Genomic DNA, 22,387 nt, shown 5'->3' on the forward strand with positions numbered 1-22,387 from the left:
TTGTTCTCTGCGAAAATACGGGTGAAAGATACGTTGATTCAACCTTCGCTTTATACGTTGGAAAGCGTGAAAGTTACTTTCTAAGCTTCGCAACATCTAAAGTTCATGCGTCTAAAGAAACGCTTTTGTATTCGTAAATACAACTTTCCTATGTTGCGTTAATTGCATTTTCATAACTGTTGGCGATGCGAGAAGAAAATTTATGACCGTCCGTCAGGTAATTTTAATTTGATGCAATGTGACATGCTTAGCGCACGCTAAACCGTTGTTGCGGAGTGCACCAATGGAAACCCCGGTAGTTACCGGGTTAAGTGCCTTTTAGAGGAGAGGAGGAAGGGCCAAGAAATTAAAAAGGCCCGCGTATGCGGGCCTTGAGGTGCAGATTTACAGGTTGCTTCCGTTAGGAAGACTTGTGCTATCGTCGCCCTAACCGCTCGACGCTGTACATCTTTGATACCGGAATTTCAGAGAGTATGGCCCAGCGATGGACCAGTCAAGCTCATACAAACGACCAAACGACGTAAGATACGACATAAGTTACGATCGGGTTTGCAAATTAGTTTGCGGTGAAAAATTGATTGCGCTTCGTTGCTGGTTGAGTGGGACATCCTGCGATTGCTTGTACTGAACTGTAGGTCTCCCTGATCCGAAAAGGATTGCTCTATGAAAACGGTCATAAAAAAACTATTTCCCGAAGAGTTGATTCGTTTGCTTCAAACGGCCTATTGGGTTGTTCGTTTGCTTCGAATCATTCAGCAACTCTAACCCACGAACAGCGAGGGCCATCGGCCCTCGCCTTTTAAACTATCCAAGTCGGCACCACCAGGACTGTGCATAGGCGCAGCCATCAATGTACTCAATACCGTTCAGAACAAACCCCGATGGAGCCATCCCCGAGAGAGTCGCGTCCAGTAGCTGAGGCAGGGGGCTGGGCTCAAGCGGCATTCCTTTGTGCAATGTGGCTACATTGGAGTTGCGCCCCAACTCTTCGGAGACCTCCGCGTTAACGCGCACGTCTCCCATTATGGCCGGATACCGTCGCCTTTCCTGAGGGGTCAGCGGCACGCCCTTACACCGCATCGGTGTGACCAGCATATGCATAGACACCTCTCGATCAAACGTTGCCTGACTCTTCAAGAAGCGTTTCTACCGCATAAGCCAAAGCACTGTCGGCTAGCTCAAGTAGATCGCATAGGTCGTCTCGCTCAATCACCTGCGCTCTGTACAGCTCGTGCGCCTGCAGCAAGAGGGTTTTATGGTGGGCACCTGGATGTTGGAGCAGTGCTGACTGATCCCGCAGGAATAACATCCATGTCTCGACGGTCCACGCTTTGGAGAGGTTGCCAATGGTCATAGGTACATCCGAAACAGTACTGTATATGCAGACAGTATATGGTTTCGTTTGATCATCAGCCTGTGGATCCGACGAAGGGCAGGGATGAAGTGCGGAAGTTACGCAGCGAAGAAAAAAACGGATGAAAAAGCACTTATCCCCCTCCCGCCGACGGGCTTTGCGTCCATTTTTTTTGCAATTCCGGGCGTAGTGCTAACGAACCTGCAGCCCAGGCGGGCCGGGAGGCTCTGCAGGCGATCTGCAATTTCAAAAAGTGCAAAGTTTGGAAAGGAAATGCAGTGCGGTTGCACAGTTAAGCAAAGGCCACGCACGGAAGCGTTAACGCTGGAGTGCCCGGTTTCATTGGGCGGAAACTTTTGAAACGTGGATTTCGGTGTGTTTTAAGAAACGCGCACGTTCTTATTGCGACGATTGTTGGCTGTGTAAGAGAAGGGTGGAATCTCCCTGCAAGCCACAGCTGGACGGGGCTGTGGCTTGTTCGATGGATTTCATTTTGCAGAATAGCTGATTGCCTACTTCGCTATTGATCGAGCCTTTGAACCACATACTCCTCAGAGCCAATCGTGCAGTGCCAGTGCTCCTGTGCCCCAATCCAGCGTGGAGTTATCGGGTTCGCCGCAAGAGGGTTGTAGACCAAGGCTGACGGATGCTGGCCATTGATCATCACATTCTCCAGGAGATCCAATCCTAGGACCGCGCTGATGCACGCGTTTTGCTCATTGAGAAACGTGTCCGATGGCACTTTATTCTCGGTACCAGGTTTATCAAGGACGGGGCGGTGTTGGTGAAATTGCTCGACGATGTCTCCTGAAAATCTATCTATCTGGACTTGAATCGGACCGACGCTGAACAAGACCTCGACGGCTACGGGTTTCCCGCTTACACCATAGAGGCCAGTCATTGCAAACGGATTTAGCAGATGTGTGTTTACTGCGATGATGTATGGCTGGTCAGCTTTCACGACCCCCGATTCAAGGTATCCATGAAGCTTTTTCGTTTTCTCCGCAACAGCAGCAGTCCACCGGAGATTGATAGCTGCGTGAGGAACAGCTCTGACCTTTCCCGTGCAGGACTCCGCAAGATAGTCCTTTGGGATGCCAGCGGGTTCAGGTGTTTGCAACTCTATCCAGGCGGATTTCCCATCTTTCGTAGCTAGGAAGTCGGGTCCTTCATTTTTGCTTTCCAGGAAGAAGCCGTCATTCCAGAGCATGTCAGCGAGAAGCAGCTCTCCCACACGTTGAGCGTAAGTTGAAGACTGTCCACAAGTTAGCTGTTGCTCAAATATACGATCTGCCAACCCCGCATCTCGGAATCTGTCATAGAGCTCAGTGAGTCGTTCCACGGCTACTATGGCCGTCGCTGGGCGTGCTCGAGTCCATCCTTTGACGAATTGCGCAATAACCTTTTCCCGAAGCGGGTGGTGAGCCATGGTGTCCTTTCCTGGTTGAATTTTCTGTAGTCCCCATTCTACGGGTTCTGCTTTACAGGTTCTCCAACCAAATTTCATGGCGCACTGATATTTTCCCAGCAATACGCCGGGAAAGGTAGTTTTGGTGATGCTGCTAAAAAACGGGCTGTAGTTCTTATATGGCGGGGCTTTGTGTAGCTGTCACTGAAACGCTCACCAGTATCGCTTGACTCGACCTCTATATCGCTGGAGGTATTGAAAATAGTGGAGCGGGTTTAGGGAATTGAACCATCGTGATCAGCTTGGGAAGCTCCCTAGGAGCACTGGTATCATTTGTATAGTTGAAATTTCGTTAGGACAACCCAGGGATACAAAGCCGACCTTGGGGTTGGCTTTTGCGATGGTGGTGGACATGTCTAACCTCGGTATTGAATGACGCCGCCAGTCGGGCACGACACGGCGGTACACGGGCGTTTGTGACGCCTCTGATCAAAAAGTGCGCAATTCTAGCGGCGGGCCACGCACTTGACCAGCTTTATGCAGGGAAATGCGACGAGTGCTGCGCTATGCTTCGCGCCGTTGCGCGTAGGTAAAATCCTAAGGTCAACAAAACGTCTGTTACGTGAAGTAAAACAGCGCATGCTAGGGGCCGTTTGGGCACGTTGTTTATAAAAGACCTCAGGTCAAAGGGCAGGAGTGGTTGATGGGTCAGGCAAGTAGTCAGGCAGCGGGTGCCGAGCATTCAAACGCCAAGCCGATTGGCATGCTGGTGGCAGCGGTTGGGGTGGTGTACGGCGATATCGGCACCAGCCCGCTCTACACCCTTAAAGAGGTGTTCAACGGCGGTTATGGAGTGCAGGTCAACCATGACGGCGTATTGGGGATCCTGGCGCTGATCTTCTGGTCGCTGATCTGGGTCGTGTCGATCAAGTACATGCTGTTTGTGCTGCGCGCCGATAACCAGGGCGAGGGCGGCATCATGGCGCTGACCGCCCTGGCACGCCGGGCGGCGGGGGAGCGCAGGAAGTTGCGCAGTTTCCTGGTGGTGTGCGGCTTGTGCGGCGCAGCGCTTTTCTACGGCGACAGCATGATCACCCCGGCGATTTCGGTGTTGTCGGCCGTCGAGGGCCTGGAACTGGCTTTCGATGGCCTGGAACGGTGGGTAGTCCCTATCGCGCTGGTGGTACTGGTGGCGCTGTTCCTGATCCAGAAACACGGCACAGACCGCATCGGCAAGCTGTTCGGCCCGGTGATGGTGACCTGGTTCCTGGTGCTTGGCGGCCTCGGCGTGTATGGCATCACCCTGCACCCTGAGGTGCTCAGCGCCATGAACCCGATGTGGGCCGTGCGCTTCTTCGAGGCGCATCCCGGAATTGGCGTGGCCATCCTCGGCGCAGTGGTGCTGGCCCTGACCGGGGCGGAAGCGCTGTATGCCGACATGGGCCACTTCGGCCGCAAACCCATCGCCCGCGCCTGGTTCATCCTGGTGCTGCCGGCGCTGGTGCTCAACTATTTCGGCCAGGGCGCCATACTGCTGGGCGATCCGGAAGCGGCCCGCAACCCGTTCTACCTGCTGGCGCCGAGCTGGGCGCTGGTCCCGCTGGTGGTGCTGTCGACCCTGGCCACGGTGATTGCATCCCAGGCGGTGATTTCCGGTGCGTTCTCGTTGACGCGCCAGGCGATCCAGTTGGGCTATATCCCGCGCATGCACATTCAACACACCTCCAGTGCCGAACAGGGCCAGATCTATATCGGCGCGGTGAACTGGTCGCTGATGGTCGGCGTGATCCTGCTGGTGCTGGGCTTCGAGTCTTCCGGTGCGCTGGCGTCGGCCTATGGCGTAGCGGTGACCGGCACCATGCTGATGACCACGATCCTGGTGTCTGCGGTGATGCTGCTGCTGTGGAAATGGCCGCCGGTGCTGGCGGTGCCGGTGTTGCTCTGCTGCCTGTTGGTGGACGGGCTGTACTTTGCCGCCAACGTGCCGAAGATTATCCAGGGCGGCGCCTTCCCGGTATTGGCCGGGATCGTGCTGTTCGTGCTGATGACCACCTGGAAGCGCGGCAAGCAATTGCTCGTCGAGCGCCTCGACGAAGGCGGCCTGCCGCTGCCGATATTCATCAGCAGTATCCGCGTGCAGCCGCCCCATCGCGTGCAGGGCACGGCAGTGTTCCTCACGGCGCGGCCTGACGCCGTGCCCCACGCGCTGTTGCACAACCTGCTGCATAACCAGGTGCTGCACGAGCAGGTGGTGCTGCTGACCGTGGTCTACGAAGACATCCCGCGTGTGCCTGCGACGCGGCGTTTCGAAGTAGACGCCTATGGCGAAGGGTTCTTCCGGGTGATCCTGCACTTCGGCTTTACCGATGAGCCGGACGTGCCCGAGGCGCTGAAGCTGTGCCATCTGGATGAACTGGATTTCAGCCCGATGCGCACCACCTACTTCCTCAGCCGTGAAACCGTGATCGCCTCGCGCATCAAGGGCATGGCGCGTTGGCGCGAAGCGTTATTCGCGTTCATGCTGAAGAATGCCAACGGCAACCTGCGCTTCTTCAAACTCCCGGTCAACCGGGTGATCGAACTGGGCACCCAGGTCGAAATGTAAGGCGCTGCCCTGCGGGAGCCGGCAATGGCTCCCGGTTTACTTCTGAACCGTTTACCTCTGAACCCTGTGCGATCCGTCGTTGTCGACTAGGCTCTAAGCACCATGAAAGAGAGCCTTGGAGCTTGCCCACAGAACCCGAAGAGGTGCGCCATGAGTCAGCTGCTCGAACCCTACACCCTGCGTCAACTCACCCTGTTGAACCGCATCGCGGTCTCACCGATGTGCCAGTACTCAAGTGAGGATGGCCTGGCCAACGACTGGCATCTGGTGCACCTGGGCAGCCGCGCCGTCGGTGGCGCCGGGCTGATTTTTACCGAAGCCACCGCCGTGACCGCCGATGGCCGCATCACCGCCCAGGACCTGGGCCTCTGGAAAGACGAACAGATCGAACCCTTGCAACGCATTACGCGCTTCATTGCGGCCCAAGGCGCGGTGGCCGGTATTCAGCTGGCGCACGCCGGGCGCAAGGCCAGCACGTATCGGCCCTGGATCGGCAAGCATGGCAGCGTCAAGCCAGCAGACGGTGGCTGGGTGCCGGTCGGCCCATCGCCCATCGCATTCGACCCCCAGCACACCCAACCCACGCCGCTGGACGAAGGGCAGATCCAGCAGGTGATCGCCGATTTTGTCGCCGCCGCCAAGCGTGCCTTGACTGCCGGTTTCGAAGTGGTAGAGATCCATGCCGCCCACGGTTACCTGCTGCATCAGTTCCTGTCGCCCATCAGCAACCAGCGTCAGGACCAGTACGGCGGCTCGTTCGAAAACCGCATCCGCCTGGTCCTGGAGGTCACCCGCGCGGTGCGCGACGTGTGGCCCCAGGACTTGCCGCTGTTTGTGCGCGTGTCGGCCACCGACTGGGTGGAGGACGGCTGGAACCCCGATGAAACCGTCGAACTGGCGCGCCGCCTGAAAGACCTGGGCGTGGACTTGATCGACGTGTCCTCCGGCGGCACCGCCGCCAACGCCGAAATCCCCACCGGTCCCGGCTACCAGACGCGCTTTGCCGAGCGCGTGCGCAAAGAGTCGGGCATCGCTACCGGCACGGTCGGCATGATCACCGAACCGGCCCAGGCCGAACACATCCTGCGCACCTGCCAGGCCGACCTCATCTTCCTCGCTCGTGAATTGTTGCGCGATCCGTACTGGCCGCTGCATGCCGACGATGACCTGGGCGGGCGCAAGGCGATCTGGCCGGCGCAATATCAGCGGGCGACGCACCGCGACCAGCCGATTCATGAGTCCGATCTCAGGGATTGATCCTTAGCGTATGCCTACAGAGCCCACCCTGATCCGGTGGGTTTTTTTTGCCCGCCTATATGAAGAAGGCGGATTTAAGCGACGAATGCATGGGAATCGACTGTAGGTATTTATTACCGATCTAATTATTTAAGTTAATACTCTAAAAAAATCCCACACGTAACTGGATTCTTTCTAAGCTTAAGGCAGGAGTATTGGATCGATATCAGGAGAAGTAGTCCATGGCCAAGTCCTATGGTGTAGCGGGTGGGGTGTTATCTTTTCTGACCCGCAGGATGTCCTTGCGTGGCCGCAGTTTGAGTTCGGATGAAGTTGAATTGCTGGCGCATTATCGCGCCCTGACCGAGAGCGACCAGGTAGCGATGCGCTATCTGATCGGGGCGATGAAAACCGTGTCGCGGTTCTGAATGACGAAACGGGCTCGCCACGACGCCCTTCAGGCAAGGCGAACACGGTACCTGTGGCGAGGGAGCTTGCTCCCGCTGGACTGCGCAGCAGTCCCATCGTTTGGGGCCGCTTCGCGGCCCAGCGGGAGCAAGCTCCCTCGCCACAGATGGTTCAGGTGTATTTGCGCTTGTCCGGCGCGGGCGGGAAGTACTGATACAGCCAGGTTTCGCTCAAGGTGCGGTCCTGGGTGCGGATAAACAAGCGCAGCTCTACCGGCTCCACGCTGTCGCTGGTGGGGTACCAGTCGAACAGAATGCGATAGCCCTTGATGTTATCGAGCACCAACACGCTGAAGTCTTTCACCTCGCCGTGGGAGCAGGTGACCACCGGCTCGATGCCCGTGCCGGGTGGCAAACGGTCCAGGCCGCCGCCCTTGAAATCCACGGCAAAGCGGCGTGCCCACACCTCAGGGTAATGCTCGCCCGGGGCCCAACCTTCGGTGAACCCACCCATACCTGAACGGGTCGCGTCGACCTGGGCCAGCGGTGTGCTCACCGGCGGCAGGGCGCTCCAGTAAAGCTTGTAGCCGTAGTTGAGCGAATCACCGGCCGCCACCGGCTTTTTCGGGGTCCAGAAGGCCACGATGTTATCGAGGGTTTCGCCAGTGGTCGGGATTTCCAACAGGTCGATCGAGCCCTCACCCCAAGCGGTGGTGGGTTCCACCCACAGGCTGGGGCGCTTGCTGTACCAGTCCACCGTGTCCTGGTAACTGGCGAATTCGTGGTCGGTTTGGACCAGGCCAAAACCTTTGGGATTAGTGTCGGCGAATGCGTTGAATTGCAGCTTGGCCGGGTTGTTCAGCGGGCGGCAGATCCACTCGCCGTTGCCACGCCACATGGCCAGTCGGTCCGAGTCGTGAATTTGCGGGTGGATGGTGTCGCACATCCGCCGCTCATGCGTGCCGCAACTGAACATGCTGGTCATGGGCGCAATCCCCAGCTGTTCGATGGCGGTGCGCGCGTTGATATGCGCGTCGATGGCCATCACTACTTGATTGGCCTGGCAGTCGATATCGAAGCGGTAGGCGCCGGTAGCGCTGGGCGAATCGAGCAGGGCGTAGACCACGAAGCGGGTGGCGTTCTTGTCCGGGGTTTCGAACCAGAACTGCGTGAAGTCAGGGAATTCCTCACGTTTTTTCGCATAGGTGTCAATCGCCAGGCCGCGCGCCGACAGGCCGTACTGGCCGGTGGAGTCCACTGCACGGAAGTAGCTGGCGCCGAGGAACGACAGCACGTCATGCCGGTCCAGCTCCGGCGCCTTGAACAGCTTGAAGCCGGAGAAACCCAGATCGCCGGTCAGTTGTTTAGTGTCGACAGTGGTTTTTTCATAGTTGAACAGCGAAGGGCGGAAATGCACTTCGCGGGCCTCGCGGGTGTTGGGGTCGACGCTATGCATGCGCACCGGCGTCTTGAAACCCATGCCGACGTGGAAAAACTGCACGTCCAGCTGCCCCTTCAGTTCCTTCCACAACGAATGGTTGGCGTCATAGCCGATGGCGTTGAAATTCTGTGGCGTCATGGTCGCCAAGGTGGGCGGCAGCACCTGCCGAGTATCTTTATACGCGCTGCCAGCGAGCTGCTTGGCCTGGGCTTTGAGCGTTTCAAAATCGAATGCAACGGCCTTGCCATCGGCGGCACGGTTGCCGGCCCAGGCCTGCGCGGCCAACAGGCCACTGGCCGACAAACCGGTGTAGGCCGCAATGGCCATGGACGCTTTGAGCAAATTCCTGCGGTGCATAGAGACAACCTATCGTGAGCGAATCCCGCGCCGTTCCTGGCACGTAACGGATCAGAAATAACGGTTCGGACATGCCTTCGGCCAAACGCAACGGACAATAAACAGACGCCGGATAGCTTAAGCGGTTCGATGGTGAAGGAAAAATCATTGATGGCGGGATGATGGCGCCGCTGTGCAACAAGACATTTCTGATATCAGGGTGAGCGTTACATCTGGAAGCACTCTAGATCGGGGCTTTTTGGCACTTAGTTTTACGCTGGGGGCCTATTGGTCCTACGAACCCAAGTGTCTGGAGGCTACGCATGAATACCCGTGGATTGCTCGATCAGTTGCTCAAGTCTGGTCAGGACATGTTGCAGAACAAGGCTGGCGGCCAGCGCCCATCAGCCGACAAAGGCGCCCTCGGTGGGCTGCTTGGCGGCGGCGGGCTCGGCAGTTTGCTCGGTGGCGCCGGCGGTGGCGCACTGGCGGCCGGCGCCATGGGCTTGCTGCTGGGCAACAAAAAGGCCCGCAAATTCGGCGGCAAGGCCCTGACCTACGGAGGCCTGGCCGCCTTGGGGGTCATCGCCTACAAAGCCTATGGCAATTGGCAGGCGCAGCAGGCCAGCGCGCCCCAGGGTGAGCCGCAGACCATCGACCGCCTGCCGCCGGCCCAGGTCGAGCAGCACAGTCAGGGCATTCTCAAGGCGCTGGTTGCCGCCGCCAAGGCCGACGGCCACGTGGATGAGCGTGAACGCGCGTTGATCGAAGGCGAGTTCACCAAACTCGACAACGACCGCGAGCTGCAAACCTGGCTGCACGCGGAGCTGAACAAACCCCTCGACCCGGCCGACGTCGCCCGCGCCGCCAGCACCCCGGAAATGGCCGCCGAAATGTACATCGCCAGCGTGATGCTGGTGGACGAGGAAAACTTCATGGAGAAGGCCTACCTGGACGAACTGGCACGCCAGCTGAAACTTGAGCCGGGGTTGAAGGCAGAGCTGGAGAAACAGGTACGCCTCAACACATAAGCAGCGCCGTGCATCCATTCAAGTGTGGAGAGAGCAAGCCTCTCCCACATTAAATCGAGTCTGGCTGAGTTGCCGCAATGGCGCAGCCCAGTACTGGCACTGTTGCTAAACCCCCTAAAACCATTGATTAGTAGACGCCCGCGCTCAGCTATACTCCCCTCCATTTGAATGGCCCTGCGAGGAATTACTGTGAAGAACTGGACCCTGCGCCAACGGATTTTGGCGAGCTTTGCGGTAATCATCGCGATCATGCTGCTGATGGTCGTGCTCTCGTATTCGCGGCTGCTGAAAATCGAATCCAGCGAAACCCTGGTCCGGGACGACGCCGTGCCTGGCGTGTTTTTAAGCTCGATGATTCGCAGCGCCTGGGTCGACAGCTACCTGCAAACCCAGGAGTTGGTGGGGATCCACAAGAACCAGGGCGTTTCCGAGGTCGAAAAGCAAGGCTACAAGTCTTTCGAAACGCGCCTTGAAAAGTACATGGCCGATTACACGAAAACCATCAGCTCCACTCAGGACCGCAACGAGTTCGATGCCTTCGAAAAGCTGCATCAGAGCTACAACCAGACCCTCGCCAAGGTGCTCGAGGCGCAGCAGAACAACAACGCCGCCGAGGCACTCAAGCTGTTCAACGAACAACTGACGCCCGCCTGGGTCGCCGGCCGCATGAAACTCAATGACATCATCCTCGCGAATAAACAGGTCGCCGACGGCGCCACCGACGCCATCGACAGTGCCGTCGAGGCCGCAAAAATCAGCATGGGCGTCTCGCTGCTGCTGGCGATTCTTGCTGCTGCGCTGTGTGGCCTGCTGTTGATGCGCGCAATCATGGCGCCGATGCAGCGCATCGTCGATATCCTCGAAACCATGCGCACCGGCGACCTGAGCAAGCGCCTGAATCTGGAGCGCAAGGACGAGTTCAACGTGGTTGAAACCGGCTTCAACGACATGATGACCGAACTGACCGCTCTGGTTTCCCAGGCACAGCGCTCGTCGGTGCAGGTCACGACCTCGGTGACCGAGATCGCCGCTACCTCCAAGCAGCAGCAGGCGACCGCCACTGAAACCGCCGCCACCACCACTGAAATCGGCGCCACCTCCCGTGAAATCGCCGCGACCTCCAAGGACCTGGTGCGCACCATGATCGAAGTGTCCACCGCCGCCGACCAGGCCTCGGTCGCCGCCGGTTCCGGTCAGCAGGGCCTGGCGCGCATGGAAGAAACCATGCACTCGGTGATGGGCGCCGCCGACCTGGTCAATGCCAAGCTGGCGATCCTCAATGAAAAGGCCGGCAACATCAACCAGGTGGTAGTGACCATCGTCAAAGTGGCGGACCAGACCAACCTGCTGTCCCTCAACGCCGCCATCGAGGCCGAGAAAGCCGGTGAGTACGGGCGCGGTTTTGCCGTGGTCGCCACCGAAGTACGCCGCCTGGCTGACCAGACCGCCGTCGCGACTTACGACATCGAGCAGATGGTGCGTGAGATCCAGTCGGCGGTGTCGGCCGGGGTGATGGGCATGGACAAGTTCTCCGAGGAAGTGCGCCGAGGCATGTTCGAAGTGCAGCAGGTGGGGGAACAACTGTCGCAAATCATCCATCAAGTGCAGGCCCTCGCGCCGCGAGTGCTGATGGTCAATGAAGGCATGCAGGCCCAGGCCACCGGCGCCGAGCAGATCAACCACGCGCTGGTGCAACTGGGCGATGCCAGCAGCCAGACCGTCGAGTCCCTGCGCCAGGCCAGTTTTGCCATCGATGAACTGAGCCAGGTTGCGGTCGGTCTGCGCAGCGGCGTGTCGCGTTTCAAAGTCTGATGAGCGACCTCGCGGCTAAACGCGGCGCCGTCCCGGCAGCGAAAAAGGCGTTGTTCCTGGTGTTCCACATCGGCAATGAACGCTTTGCCCTCAAGGCGACGGAAGTGGTCGAGGTGCTGCCGCGCCTGCCGCTCAAACCCATCGCTCATGCACCGGTGTGGGTGGCGGGTATCTTTGCCCATCGCGGCGCGCTGGTGCCGGTCATCGACCTGAGCGCCTTGACGTTCGGCGTTGCGGCCCAAGCGCGTACCAGCACGCGGCTGGTGCTGGTCAATTATCAGCCACAGCCCTGGAGCGAAGCGCGTTGGCTGGGGCTGATTCTGGAACAGGCTACCGACACCTTGCGTTGCGACCCCGCCGAATTCCAGCCCTATGGCCTGGATAACCGCCAGGCGCCTTACCTGGGGCCGGTGCGCGAAGATGCGCTGGGCTTGATGCAATGGATTGGCGTCGCCGAGCTGTTGACCGGTGACGTGCGCACCTTGCTGTTTTCCAGCGAGTTGAGCCTATGAGCAGTGATCCGCGCTTCTGGGCCTTCCTTAAAGAACGCATCGGCCTGGACGTCGCCTCGGTGGGCGAGGCGATCATCGAGCGCGCGGTGCGCCAGCGTTGCCAGTTGTCCCAGGCGCAGACAGCAGAAGCGTACTGGCAGCTCCTGCACAGCTCCCATGATGAGCAGCAGGCGCTGATCGAAGCGGTGATCGTCCCCGAAACCTGGTTCTTCCGCTACCCCGAGTCCTTTGCCACCTTGGCCCGCTTGGCCCACGCACGGTTGGCCGAAATCAAGCAGATGCGCGCGTTGCGCATTCTCAGCCTGCCATGCTCCACCGGCGAAGAACCCTATTCGATCGCCATGGCCCTGCTCGACGCGGGCCTGGCACCGCACCAATTCAAAGTCCAGGGCATGGACGTCAGCCCGCTGTCGGTGGAGCGTGCGCGCCGCGGCGTGTACGGCAAGAACTCGTTTCGCGGCGGCGACCTTGAGTTTCGCGACCGTCACTTCACTGAAGACGGCGGTGCCTATCGCATTGCCGACCGGGTTCGCGAACAAGTACGCCTGCAAGTCGGCAACTTGCTCGACCCGGCCCTGCTGGCCAACGAGCCCACCTACGACTTTGTGTTCTGTCGCAACCTGCTGATCTACTTCGACCAGCCCACCCAGAAGCAAGTCTTCGATGTGCTCAAGGAGCTGACCCACGTGGACGGCGTGCTGTTTATCGGCCCGGCCGAAGGTGCCCTGCTGGGGCGCCATGGCATGCGCTCGATTGGCGTGCCGCAGTCCTTTGCGTTCAGTCGGCATGTGGAACCGGTCGCACCCGCCCCGGTGTTTGTACCGATGCCGGCGCCCACGTCGCAGCGCAGTCCGGCGTCGATCGCGCTCAAGCCGCGCCCGTTCAGCACGGCCGGCACCCAGGCGGCACCGGTCAAAGCGCCGCCCCCGGAGGCAGGCGAGATGCTCAACCAGATCGCCACCTTCGCCAATCAAGGCAAAAGTGCCGAGGCCCGTGCTGCCTGCGAACGTTATTTGAACAGCCATCCGCCGGCCGCCGCCGTGTTCTACTGGCTGGGCCTGCTCAGCGATGTCGCCGGCAGCGCCGTGGAGGCGCAGAGTTATTACCGCAAAGCCTTGTACCTGGAACCGCAGCATCCGCAGGCCTTGATGCACCTGGCCGCGTTGCTCGAGTCCCAGGGCGACAGTGCAGGGGCGCGCCGTTTGCAGGCGCGCGCCGCGCGTAGCGAGCGAGCTGACAGTGAGTCCAAACGATGAATAGCCCTGACGCGCTCGGCACCGCAGGCCTGGACCTGACCCTGGCCGACACCCAAGCCATTGATGACTGCTGGAACCGCATCGGCATTCATGGCGACAAATCCTGCCCCTTGCTGGCAGAACACATCCATTGCCGCAACTGCTCGGTGTATTCCGCCGCCGCCACGCGCCTGCTCGACCGCTATGCGCTGCAGCAGGACGACCGGCCTGCGCAGGCGGCTGGCGAGCTCGACCACCAGGTGGTCACCCGCTCCTTGCTGATGTTCCGCCTCGGCGAAGAATGGCTGGGCATTGCCACCCGTTGCCTGGTGGAAGTGGCGCCGTTGCAACCGATCCACTCGTTGCCTCACCAGCGTTCCCGGGCCTTGCTGGGCGTGGCTAACGTGCGCGGGGCATTGGTGGCCTGCTTGTCGCTGGTGGAATTGCTCGGCCTGGACAGCAGCAGCACCGGCGCCACCGGCGGGCGCATCATGCCGCGCATGTTGATTATTGCCGCGCAGGATGGCCCGGTGGTCGTGCCGGTGGATGAAGTGGATGGCATCCACTCCATCGATGAGCGCACCTTGAACGCCGCATCGGCCTCCGGCACCCAGGCCAGCGCGCGCTTCACTCAGGGTGTCGTGCAGTGGAAAGGTCGCAGCCTGCGCTGGCTGGACGAAGCCCAATTGCTGTCCGCCGTGACCCGGAGCCTCGCATGACCCCCGACCAGATGCGCGACGCTTCGCTGTTGGAATTGTTCAGCCTGGAAGCCGATGCGCAAACCCAAGTGCTCAGCGCAGGCCTGCTGGCCCTGGAGCGCAACCCAACCCAGGCCGACCAGCTCGAGGCCTGCATGCGCGCCGCGCATTCGCTCAAGGGCGCGGCGCGGATTGTCGGCGTGGAGGCTGGCGTCAGCGTGGCCCATGTCATGGAAGATTGCCTGGTCAGCGCACAGGAAGGCCGCTTGTACCTGCAGCCCGAACATATCGACGCGTTGCTGCAGGGCACGGATTTACTGATGCGCATCGCCACCCCGGGCAATGACGTCGGGCCTGCGGATATTGCAGCCTATGTGGCGCTGATGGAGCGCTTGCTGGACCCGTCGCAATCCAGCGCCCTGGTCGCGCCGAAACCCGAGCCGGCTGCCGCGCCGGTGATCGAAGCGCCGGAACCGGAACTTGCGCCTGCCGTACTGAGCGAGCCGCCGCGTCAGAGCAAACCTATGACCGAAGGCGGCGAGCGCGTGCTGCGGGTCACGGCCGAGCGCTTGAACAGCCTGCTGGACCTGTCCAGCAAGTCGCTGGTGGAAACCCAGCGACTCAAGCCTTACCTCGCCAGCCTGCAGCGCCTCAAACGCATTCAAAGCAACAGCCTGCGGGCCCTGGATGTCCTGGACGGTCACCTCAAGGTCGTCGATTTGAACCTCGAGGCCCAGGAAGCCCTGGCCGATACCCGCCGCTTGTTGAGCGAAGCCCAGGCGCTGCTGGCGGAAAAAAATGCCGAACTGGACGAGTACGCCTGGCAGGCCGGCCAGCGGGCCCAGGTGCTCTACGACACCGCACTGGCCTGTCGCATGCGCCCGTTTGCCGATGTGCTGGCCGGGCAGGCGCGCATGGTGCGCGACCTCGGTCGCAGCCTGGGCAAGCAAGTGCGCCTCGAGATCGAAGGGGAAAAAACCCAGGTCGACCGCGACGTGCTGGAAAAGCTTGAGGCGCCCCTGACGCATTTATTGCGCAATGCTGTCGATCACGGCATCGAAATGCCCGAGCAGCGGCTGCTGGCGGGCAAGCCGGCGGAAGGCTTGATTCGCCTGCGCGCGTCACATCAAGCCGGGCTGCTGGTGCTGGAGTTGAGCGATGACGGTAACGGCGTCGACCTTGAGCGCCTGCGCGGCACCATTGTCGACCGGCACCTGTCCCCCGTGGAAACCGCGCTGCGCCTGAGCGAGGAGGAACTGCTGACGTTCCTGTTCCTGCCGGGGTTCAGCTTGCGCGACAAGGTCACCGAAGTCTCCGGTCGCGGCGTGGGCCTGGATGCGGTGCAGCATATGGTGCGTCAATTGCGCGGCGCGGTGGTGCTGGAGCAGGCGGCAGGGCAGGGCAGCCGTTTTCATCTGGAGGTGCCGTTGACCTTGTCGGTGGTGCGCAGCCTGGTGGTGGAAGTCGGCGAAGAGGCGTATGCCTTCCCGCTGGCGCACATCGAACGCATGTGCGACCTGGCCCCCGAGGACATTGTGCAACTGGAAGGTCGCCAGCATTTCTGGCACGAGGGCCGGCATGTCGGCCTGGTCGCCGCCACTCAGCTGTTGCAGCGTCCACCGGGGCAGACCCCTTCGGAAACCTTGAAAGTGGTGGTGATCCGCGAGCGCGATGCCGTGTATGGGATTGCCGTGGAACGTTTCATCGGCGAGCGCACCCTGGTGGTGTTGCCGCTGGATGCTCGCCTGGGCAAGGTCCAGGATATTTCCGCAGGCGCGTTGCTCGACGATGGCTCGGTGGCCTTGATCGTCGACGTGGAAGACATGCTGCGTTCGGTGGACAAGTTGCTCAACACCGGCCGCCTGGAGCGCATCGCAAGGCGCAGCCAGCAGGCCACCGAGGCGCCGCGCAAGCGCGTGCTGGTGGTGGACGACTCGCTGACTGTGCGTGAGCTGCAACGCAAGTTATTACTCAATCGCGGTTATGAAGTGGCCGTTGCGGTCGATGGCATGGATGGCTGGAACGCATTGCGCTCCGAGGATTTCGACCTGCTTATCACAGATATTGATATGCCACGCATGGACGGTATTGAATTGGTCACACTCTTGCGCCGTGACAGTCGCCTGCAATCGTTGCCGGTGATGGTGGTTTCCTACAAGGACCGCGAAGAAGACCGACGCCGTGGCCTCGACGCCGGCGCCGACTATTATTTAGCCAAAGCCAGCTTCCACGACGACGCCCTGCTCGACGCCGTGGTTGAATTGATTGGAGGCGCCCGGGCATGAGGATTGCAATCGTCAATGACATGCCGCTGGCCGTCGAGGCGTTGCGTCGCGCCTTGAGTTTCGAGCCCGCCCATGAAGTGGTGTGGGTCGCCAGCAATGGCCTGGAAGCGGTGCAGCGTTGCGCTGAGGTGATCCCGGATTTGATCCTGATGGACTTGATCATGCCGGTGATGGACGGCGTGGAAGCGACCCGTCAGATCATGGCCGACACGCCATGCCCGATCGTGATCGTCACCGTGGACCGCCAGGCCAATGTCAGCCGGGTCTTTGAAGCCATGGGCCACGGCGCGTTGGATGTGGTGGACACGCCAGCGCTGGGGGTGGGCAACCCCAAGGATGCGGCGGCGCCGTTGTTGCGCAAGATCCTCAATATTGGCTGGCTGATCGGCCAGCGCGGCAGCCGTGTGCGCGCTGAAACCGCGCCGCAGCGCAGCACCGGCAAGCGCCAAAGCCTGGTGGCCATTGGTTCGTCGGCGGGTGGCCCCGCAGCCCTGGAAGTACTGCTCAAGGGGTTGCCGCGTGACTTTCCTGCCGCGATCGTGCTGGTGCAGCATGTGGATCAGGTGTTCGCCGCCGGAATGGCCGAGTGGTTGAGCAGTGCGTCCGGCCTGCCGGTGCGCCTGGCCCGTGAAGGGGAGCCGCCCCAAAGCGGGGTGGTCTTGCTGGCCGGTACCAACCACCATATTCGCTTGTTGAAAAATGGCACGCTAGCCTATACCGCAGAGCCGGTGAACGAAATTTACCGGCCTTCCATCGATGTGTTTTTTGAAAGTGTCGCCAGCCATTGGAACGGTGACGCCGTCGGCGTACTGCTGACCGGCATGGGGCGCGACGGGGCCCAGGGCCTCAAGTTGATGCGAGAACAAGGATATTTGACCATCGCCCAGGACCAGAACAGTTCGGCGGTGTATGGCATGCCCAAAGCGGCAGCGGCGATTGACGCCGCTGTTGAAATTCGCCCACTGGACAGAATTGCGCCGCGACTGCTGGAGGTCTTTGCAAAATGATCGAACATCTCCCGCTGTGCTGGTTTGCAGGCAGTAATTCAGGTGACTGCACATGATTGATTTACAACTCGACGGCTTCAAGACCGACGAAAACGCCGCCATGGTGCTGCTGGTCGACGACCAGGCCATGATCGGCGAAGCCGTGCGGCGCGGCCTGGCCCATGAAGAAAACATCGACTTCCACTTTTGCGCCGACCCGCACCAGGCGATCTCCCAGGCGATTCGCATCAAGCCGACGGTGATTCTGCAAGACTTGGTCATGCCCGGCCTCGACGGCCTGACCCTGGTGCGCGAATATCGCAATCACCCGGCCACGGCGAATATCCCGATCATCGTGCTCTCCACCAAAGAGGACCCGCTGATCAAGAGCGCAGCCTTTGCGGCCGGGGCCAACGATTACCTGGTCAAGCTGCCGGACAATATCGAATTGGTGGCGCGCATCCGTTATCACTCGCGCTCCTACATGACCCTGTTGCAGCGGGACGCGGCTTACCGCGCGCTGCGGGTCAGCCAGCAACAGTTGCTGGACACCAACCTGGTGCTGCAACGGCTGATGAATTCCGATGGCCTGACCGGGCTGTCCAATCGCCGTCACTTCGACGAATACCTGGAACTGGAATGGCGCCGTGCCATGCGCGACCAGACCCAGCTCTCCTTGTTGATGATCGACGTGGACTTCTTCAAGACCTTCAACGATAGCTTCGGTCACGTCGAAGGCGACGAAGCCCTGCGCAAAGTCGCCGCCACCATCCGCGAAGCCAGCAGCCGCCCCTCGGACCTGCCGGCGCGCTACGGCGGTGAAGAATTTGCGTTAGTGCTGCCCAATACCTCGCCGGGCGGTGCGCGGCTGGTCGCGGAAAAACTGCGCATGGCAGTGGCCGCGCTGAACATTCCGCATATCGCACCGGCTGAGGGCGCGAGCCTGACCATCAGCATTGGCCTGTCGACGTTGACACCCGTTCAGGGCACCGATTGCCGCCAGTTGATCATGGCGGCGGACAAGGGGTTGTATATGGCAAAGCACAATGGGCGCAATCAGGTCGGCATCGAGTAACTCAAGGCCGGCTCAAAGCCAAATGTGGGAGGGGGTTTGCCCCAATGCCAGTCAGTTAAGAAGTAGAAAGGGTAAAAAGTAACCTGTGGCGAGGGAGCTTGCTCCCGCTGGACTGCGCAGCAGTCCCATTTCTGGGGCCGCTTCGCGGCCCAGCGGGAGCAAGCTCCCTCGCCACAGGTACAGTGTTCGCCCTTAACTGACTGGCATTGGGGCTTGCCCCCGATAGCGGTGTGTCAGCTAAGGATAAACTGACTGACAGACTGCCATCGGGGGCAAGCCCCCTCCCACATTCAGATCTTCATTGGCCTTGGGAATTGTGTACCAATCCGCGCCTTTTCGGCCAGGCGGGCTGCCGTTTCCAGGCGTTTGCCGTTATACTCGCCGGCTTTCAAAAGTTCGCCAACGAGTGCTGCCCGCCATGGAAATCAACCCGATCCTGAACACCATCAAGGACCTGTCCGAGCGCTCCGAAACTATTCGGGGGTATCTTTGACTACGATCAAAAGCATGAGCGTCTGACCGAAGTCAATCGCGAGCTTGAAGATCCGAGTGTCTGGAACAAACCTGAATATGCCCAGGAACTGGGCCGCGAGCGCGCTGCGCTGGCGCAGATCGTCGACACGCTCGACGAACTGAACACCGGCCTGGCCGACTGCCGCGACCTGCTGGACATGGCCGTCGAAGAAGATGACGAAGGCGCAGTGGGCGATGTCGTCGCCGAGCTGGCCCGTCTCGAGGAAAACCTCGCCAAGCTTGAATTCCGCCGCATGTTCAGCCACGAAATGGACCCGAACAACGCCTACCTGGACATCCAGGCCGGTTCCGGCGGCACCGAGGCCCAGGACTGGGCCAACATCCTGCTGCGCATGTACCTGCGCTGGGCCGACAAGCGCGGTTTCGACGCGACCATCATGGAACTGTCGGCCGGTGAAGTGGCGGGCATCAAGGGCGCCACCGTGCACATCAAGGGTGAATACGCCTTTGGCTGGCTGCGTACCGAGATCGGCGTACACCGCCTGGTGCGCAAGAGCCCGTTCGACTCCGGCAACCGTCGCCATACCTCGTTCTCCGCTGTTTTCGTCTCGCCAGAGATCGATGACAAGGTGGAAATCGAGATCAACCCGGCCGACCTGCGTATCGATACCTACCGCTCCTCCGGTGCCGGTGGCCAGCACGTAAACACCACCGACTCGGCCGTCCGTATCACCCACGTACCGACCAACACCGTGGTCAGTTGCCAGAACGAGCGTTCCCAGCACGCGAACAAGGACACCGCCATGAAAATGTTGCGGGCCAAGTTGTACGAGCAGGAAATGCAGAAGCGCAACGCCGCTTCTCAAGCACTGGAAGACACCAAGTCGGACATCGGTTGGGGTCACCAGATCCGCTCCTATGTGCTCGATGCGTCGCGGATCAAGGATTTGCGCACTAACATCGAACGCAGCGACTGCGACAAGGTGCTCGACGGCGATATCGACGAATACCTGGAAGCCAGCCTGAAATCGGGCCTCTAAAGAACCCTGTAGGAGTGGGGGGGACGCCTAGTCCTTGCCTCGCGATCCCCAGCCGAAGGCTGGGGAAAACGTATCTGTGATGGAATTTCAAAAGACATGAGCGACCAACAACTCGACCCGCAAGCCCTGCAACAGGAAGAAAACTCCCTGATCGCCCTGCGCAAGGAAAAGCTTGCTGCCGAGCGCGCCAAGGGTAACGCCTTCCCCAACGACTTCCGCCGCGAAAACTACTGCGATGCCTTGCAGAAGCAGTACGCGGACAAGACCAAGGAAGAGCTGGCAGAAGCGGCGATCCCGGTCAAGGTGGCGGGTCGCATCATGCTCAACCGTGGCTCGTTCATGGTGATTCAGGACATGACCGGGCGTATCCAGGTCTACGTCAACCGCAAGACCCTTTCCGAAGAAACCCTGGCCTCGGTGAAAACCTGGGACATGGGCGACATCATCGCCGCCGAAGGCACCCTGGCCCGTTCCGGCAAGGGCGACCTGTATGTCGAAATGACCAGCGTACGCCTGCTGACCAAATCGCTGCGCCCGCTGCCGGACAAGCACCACGGCCTGACCGACACCGAGCAGCGCTACCGCCAGCGCTACGTTGACCTGATCGTCAACGAAGACGTGCGCCAGACCTTCCGCGTGCGTTCGCAAGTCATCGCCCACATCCGCAGCTTCCTGATGCAGCGTGACTTCCTCGAAGTGGAAACGCCGATGCTGCAGACCATCCCCGGTGGTGCCGCAGCCAAGCCGTTCGAAACCCACCACAATGCGCTGGACCTGCCAATGTTCCTGCGCATCGCGCCGGAGCTGTACCTCAAGCGCCTGGTGGTCGGCGGTTTCGAGAAAGTCTTCGAAATCAACCGCAACTTCCGTAACGAAGGCGTCTCGACCCGGCACAACCCTGAATTCACCATGTTGGAGTTCTACCAGGCCTACGCCGACTACGAAGACAACATGGACCTCACCGAAGAACTGTTCCGCGAGCTGGCGCAGCTGGTGCTGGGCAGTGCCGACGTGCCGTACGGCGACAAGGTCTTCCACTTCGGCGAGCCGTTCGTGCGCCTGTCGGTGTTCGACTCGATCCTCAAGTACAACCCTGAGCTGACCGCCGATGATCTGAACGACATCGACAAGGCCCGTGCCATCGCCAAGAAAGCCGGCGCCAAGGTGCTGGGCTTCGAAGGCCTGGGCAAACTGCAGGTGATGATTTTCGAAGAGCTGGTGGAGCACAAGCTGGAACAGCCGCACTTCATTACCCAGTACCCGTTCGAAGTGTCGCCGCTGGCCCGTCGCAACGATGACAACCCGAACGTCACCGACCGTTTCGAGCTGTTCATCGGTGGCCGCGAAATCGCCAACGCCTATTCCGAGCTGAACGACGCGCAAGACCAGGCCGAGCGCTTCATGGCCCAGGTGGCCGACAAGGACGCCGGCGACGACGAAGCCATGCACTACGACGCCGACTTCGTACGTGCGCTGGAATACGGCATGCCGCCAACCGCCGGTGAAGGTATCGGCATCGACCGCCTGGTGATGCTGTTGACCAACTCGCCGTCGATCCGCGATGTGATCTTGTTCCCGCACATGCGGCCACAAGCGTAACCGTAGCGAAATCCGAAGCCGCCTTTTATAAGGCGGCTTTTTTATGTGGCGTGTACTCGCGTCAAGCAAACAGCGCCAGGTTTTGTTCTATTCAAGGATGTGTGTGGTGAACCGCGTAATGGCTCAAGAAGGCGCCGCCGGCATTGCCGCTGCCGTGGCTGAAAGCGTCCAGTACCAAGGCCGCAAGGCCAGCCGCCGGGGCAGTGAACAACGTCGGCAAGACATTCTCGATGCGGCCATGCGCATCGTGGTCCGCGAGGGGGTCCGTGCCGTGCGCCACCGGGCGGTGGCGGCGGAGGCCGGCGTACCGTTGTCGGCGACCACGTACTATTTCAAAGACATCGATGACCTGCTCACCGACACCTTTGCCCAATACGTCGAGCGCAGCGCTGCCTTCATGGGCAAACTGTGGGTGCGCAACGAAGGCCTGCTGCGCGAGATGGTCGCGTATGGCGATGGCAGCCCGGCATCGCGCTCGCAGCTGGCCGATGACATTGCGCGGCTGACCGCCGACTACGTGCAGCGCCAACTGGCCAACCGCCGTGAATACCTGATGGCCGAGCAGGCCTTCCGCCAGGAAGCCTTGTTGAATCCGCGCCTGGCCGAACTGGTACGCTCCCACCAACAGATTCTGTTGCAAGGTACCGGGCAGTTTTTCCAGGTATTGGGCTCCCGCGAGCCGCAACAGGATGCCAAGGTGTTGACGGCGATTATCAGTCGGATGGAATATCAGGGCCTGTTGGGCGGCGCAGAGCCTCTGACCGGTGACGAGATGCTGGAGATACTCAAGCGTTACATGCACCTGGTATTGGCTTCGGTCTGATACCAGCAAGGCCACGTTTAAAGAGGAAGC

18 protein-coding genes are annotated in these 22,387 nt (G+C 60.3%); 14 read left to right on the forward strand and 4 right to left on the reverse strand.

Annotation, left to right across the window (positions count from 1 at the left end; translation table 11 throughout):
- Positions 1-804: 804 nt before the first annotated feature.
- From C4J87_RS26320 to C4J87_RS06000, 3 genes are all read right to left on the reverse strand, one after another.
- Positions 805-1,101: a hypothetical protein gene (locus tag C4J87_RS26320; protein WP_124366071.1), complete on the reverse strand. Its 297-nt coding sequence runs from the start codon at positions 1,099-1,101 to the stop codon at positions 805-807.
- 13 nt (positions 1,102-1,114) lie between these two features.
- On the reverse strand, positions 1,115-1,354 hold the full coding sequence (locus C4J87_RS05995; protein ID WP_256679981.1) for a hypothetical protein: 240 nt from the start codon (positions 1,352-1,354) through the stop codon (positions 1,115-1,117).
- Positions 1,355-1,874: 520 nt separating this feature from the next.
- The gene (locus C4J87_RS06000) at positions 1,875-2,783 is read right to left on the reverse strand and encodes a hypothetical protein (RefSeq protein ID WP_124366072.1); all 909 of its coding nucleotides are present in this window, start codon (positions 2,781-2,783) and stop codon (positions 1,875-1,877) included.
- 682 nt (positions 2,784-3,465) lie between these two features.
- On the opposite strand from C4J87_RS06000, the gene C4J87_RS06005 reads away from it, so the two are divergent.
- From C4J87_RS06005 to C4J87_RS06015, 3 genes are all read left to right on the forward strand, one after another.
- Positions 3,466-5,367, forward strand: a complete 1,902-nt coding sequence (locus C4J87_RS06005; protein WP_124366073.1) for a potassium transporter Kup — start codon at positions 3,466-3,468, stop codon at positions 5,365-5,367.
- 150 nt (positions 5,368-5,517) lie between these two features.
- A complete protein-coding gene (locus C4J87_RS06010; RefSeq protein ID WP_124366074.1) occupies positions 5,518-6,624 on the forward strand; it encodes an NADH:flavin oxidoreductase/NADH oxidase in 1,107 nt (368 codons plus the stop codon).
- A gap of 221 nt (positions 6,625-6,845) precedes the next feature.
- Entirely contained in the window at positions 6,846-7,031 is a 186-nt protein-coding gene (locus tag C4J87_RS06015) for a hypothetical protein (protein WP_124366075.1), read from the forward strand.
- 151 nt (positions 7,032-7,182) lie between these two features.
- On the opposite strand, the gene C4J87_RS06020 is transcribed toward C4J87_RS06015, so the two are convergent.
- Positions 7,183-8,808, reverse strand: a complete 1,626-nt coding sequence (locus C4J87_RS06020) for a glucan biosynthesis protein D (RefSeq protein ID WP_124366076.1) — start codon at positions 8,806-8,808, stop codon at positions 7,183-7,185.
- 302 nt (positions 8,809-9,110) lie between these two features.
- On the opposite strand from C4J87_RS06020, the gene C4J87_RS06025 reads away from it, so the two are divergent.
- From C4J87_RS06025 to C4J87_RS06075, 11 genes are all read left to right on the forward strand, one after another.
- Complete coding sequence (locus tag C4J87_RS06025; protein WP_124361565.1) at positions 9,111-9,818, forward strand: tellurite resistance TerB family protein; 708 nt, start codon at positions 9,111-9,113, stop codon at positions 9,816-9,818.
- Positions 9,819-10,007: 189 nt separating this feature from the next.
- On the forward strand, positions 10,008-11,630 hold the full coding sequence (locus C4J87_RS06030; RefSeq protein WP_124366077.1) for a methyl-accepting chemotaxis protein: 1,623 nt from the start codon (positions 10,008-10,010) through the stop codon (positions 11,628-11,630).
- Complete coding sequence (locus C4J87_RS06035; RefSeq protein WP_124366078.1) at positions 11,630-12,142, forward strand: chemotaxis protein CheW; 513 nt, start codon at positions 11,630-11,632, stop codon at positions 12,140-12,142. Before C4J87_RS06030 ends, C4J87_RS06035 begins: the two co-directional genes overlap by 1 nt.
- Positions 12,139-13,398, forward strand: a complete 1,260-nt coding sequence (locus C4J87_RS06040; RefSeq protein WP_124366079.1) for a protein-glutamate O-methyltransferase CheR — start codon at positions 12,139-12,141, stop codon at positions 13,396-13,398. The genes C4J87_RS06035 and C4J87_RS06040 overlap by 4 nt, the downstream gene beginning before the upstream one ends.
- Positions 13,395-14,096, forward strand: a complete 702-nt coding sequence (locus C4J87_RS06045; RefSeq protein WP_124366080.1) for a chemotaxis protein CheW — start codon at positions 13,395-13,397, stop codon at positions 14,094-14,096. Before C4J87_RS06040 ends, C4J87_RS06045 begins: the two co-directional genes overlap by 4 nt.
- Entirely contained in the window at positions 14,093-16,360 is a 2,268-nt protein-coding gene (locus C4J87_RS06050) for a hybrid sensor histidine kinase/response regulator (protein ID WP_124366081.1), read from the forward strand. Before C4J87_RS06045 ends, C4J87_RS06050 begins: the two co-directional genes overlap by 4 nt.
- Complete coding sequence (locus tag C4J87_RS06055; protein WP_124366082.1) at positions 16,357-17,367, forward strand: chemotaxis response regulator protein-glutamate methylesterase; 1,011 nt, start codon at positions 16,357-16,359, stop codon at positions 17,365-17,367. The genes C4J87_RS06050 and C4J87_RS06055 overlap by 4 nt, the downstream gene beginning before the upstream one ends.
- A 52-nt stretch (positions 17,368-17,419) precedes the next feature.
- Positions 17,420-18,421: a PleD family two-component system response regulator gene (locus tag C4J87_RS06060; protein ID WP_124366083.1), complete on the forward strand. Its 1,002-nt coding sequence runs from the start codon at positions 17,420-17,422 to the stop codon at positions 18,419-18,421.
- A 418-nt stretch (positions 18,422-18,839) separates the two neighbouring features.
- A protein-coding gene (prfB, locus tag C4J87_RS06065) for a peptide chain release factor 2 (protein ID WP_100226016.1) occupies positions 18,840-19,935 on the forward strand; the annotation gives its coding sequence in 2 pieces (ribosomal slippage) (positions 18,840-18,911 and positions 18,913-19,935; 1,095 coding nt in all).
- Between the two features lie 96 nt (positions 19,936-20,031).
- Positions 20,032-21,534, forward strand: coding sequence for a lysine--tRNA ligase (lysS, locus tag C4J87_RS06070; RefSeq protein ID WP_124366084.1), 1,503 nt, complete (start codon positions 20,032-20,034; stop codon positions 21,532-21,534).
- 106 nt (positions 21,535-21,640) lie between these two features.
- The gene (locus tag C4J87_RS06075) at positions 21,641-22,357 is read left to right on the forward strand and encodes a TetR/AcrR family transcriptional regulator (protein ID WP_124366085.1); all 717 of its coding nucleotides are present in this window, start codon (positions 21,641-21,643) and stop codon (positions 22,355-22,357) included.
- Positions 22,358-22,387 lie beyond the last annotated feature (30 nt).

The sequence above is a fragment of the Pseudomonas sp. R1-43-08 genome (assembly GCF_003852255.1).
Taxonomy (GTDB): domain Bacteria; phylum Pseudomonadota; class Gammaproteobacteria; order Pseudomonadales; family Pseudomonadaceae; genus Aquipseudomonas.

Excerpts from the sequence above, each read along its gene's own strand:
- C4J87_RS06025 (WP_124361565.1), top strand. The coding sequence starts at position 9,111 with ATGAATACCCGTGGATTGCTCGATCAGTTGCTCAAGTCTGGTCAGGAC.
- C4J87_RS06050 (WP_124366081.1), top strand. The coding sequence starts at position 14,093 with ATGACCCCCGACCAGATGCGCGACGCTTCGCTGTTGGAATTGTTCAGC.
- lysS (WP_124366084.1), top strand. The coding sequence starts at position 20,032 with ATGAGCGACCAACAACTCGACCCGCAAGCCCTGCAACAGGAAGAAAAC.
- C4J87_RS06010 (WP_124366074.1), top strand. The coding sequence starts at position 5,518 with ATGAGTCAGCTGCTCGAACCCTACACCCTGCGTCAACTCACCCTGTTG.
- C4J87_RS06055 (WP_124366082.1), top strand. The coding sequence starts at position 16,357 with ATGAGGATTGCAATCGTCAATGACATGCCGCTGGCCGTCGAGGCGTTG.
- C4J87_RS06035 (WP_124366078.1), top strand. The coding sequence starts at position 11,630 with ATGAGCGACCTCGCGGCTAAACGCGGCGCCGTCCCGGCAGCGAAAAAG.
- C4J87_RS06040 (WP_124366079.1), top strand. The coding sequence starts at position 12,139 with ATGAGCAGTGATCCGCGCTTCTGGGCCTTCCTTAAAGAACGCATCGGC.
- C4J87_RS06045 (WP_124366080.1), top strand. The coding sequence starts at position 13,395 with ATGAATAGCCCTGACGCGCTCGGCACCGCAGGCCTGGACCTGACCCTG.
- C4J87_RS06020 (WP_124366076.1), bottom strand. The coding sequence starts at position 8,808 with ATGCACCGCAGGAATTTGCTCAAAGCGTCCATGGCCATTGCGGCCTAC.
- C4J87_RS26320 (WP_124366071.1), bottom strand. The coding sequence starts at position 1,101 with ATGCATATGCTGGTCACACCGATGCGGTGTAAGGGCGTGCCGCTGACC.
- C4J87_RS06000 (WP_124366072.1), bottom strand. The coding sequence starts at position 2,783 with ATGGCTCACCACCCGCTTCGGGAAAAGGTTATTGCGCAATTCGTCAAA.
- C4J87_RS06005 (WP_124366073.1), top strand. The coding sequence starts at position 3,466 with ATGGGTCAGGCAAGTAGTCAGGCAGCGGGTGCCGAGCATTCAAACGCC.
- C4J87_RS06015 (WP_124366075.1), top strand. The coding sequence starts at position 6,846 with ATGGCCAAGTCCTATGGTGTAGCGGGTGGGGTGTTATCTTTTCTGACC.
- C4J87_RS05995 (WP_256679981.1), bottom strand. The coding sequence starts at position 1,354 with ATGACCATTGGCAACCTCTCCAAAGCGTGGACCGTCGAGACATGGATG.
- C4J87_RS06060 (WP_124366083.1), top strand. The coding sequence starts at position 17,420 with ATGATTGATTTACAACTCGACGGCTTCAAGACCGACGAAAACGCCGCC.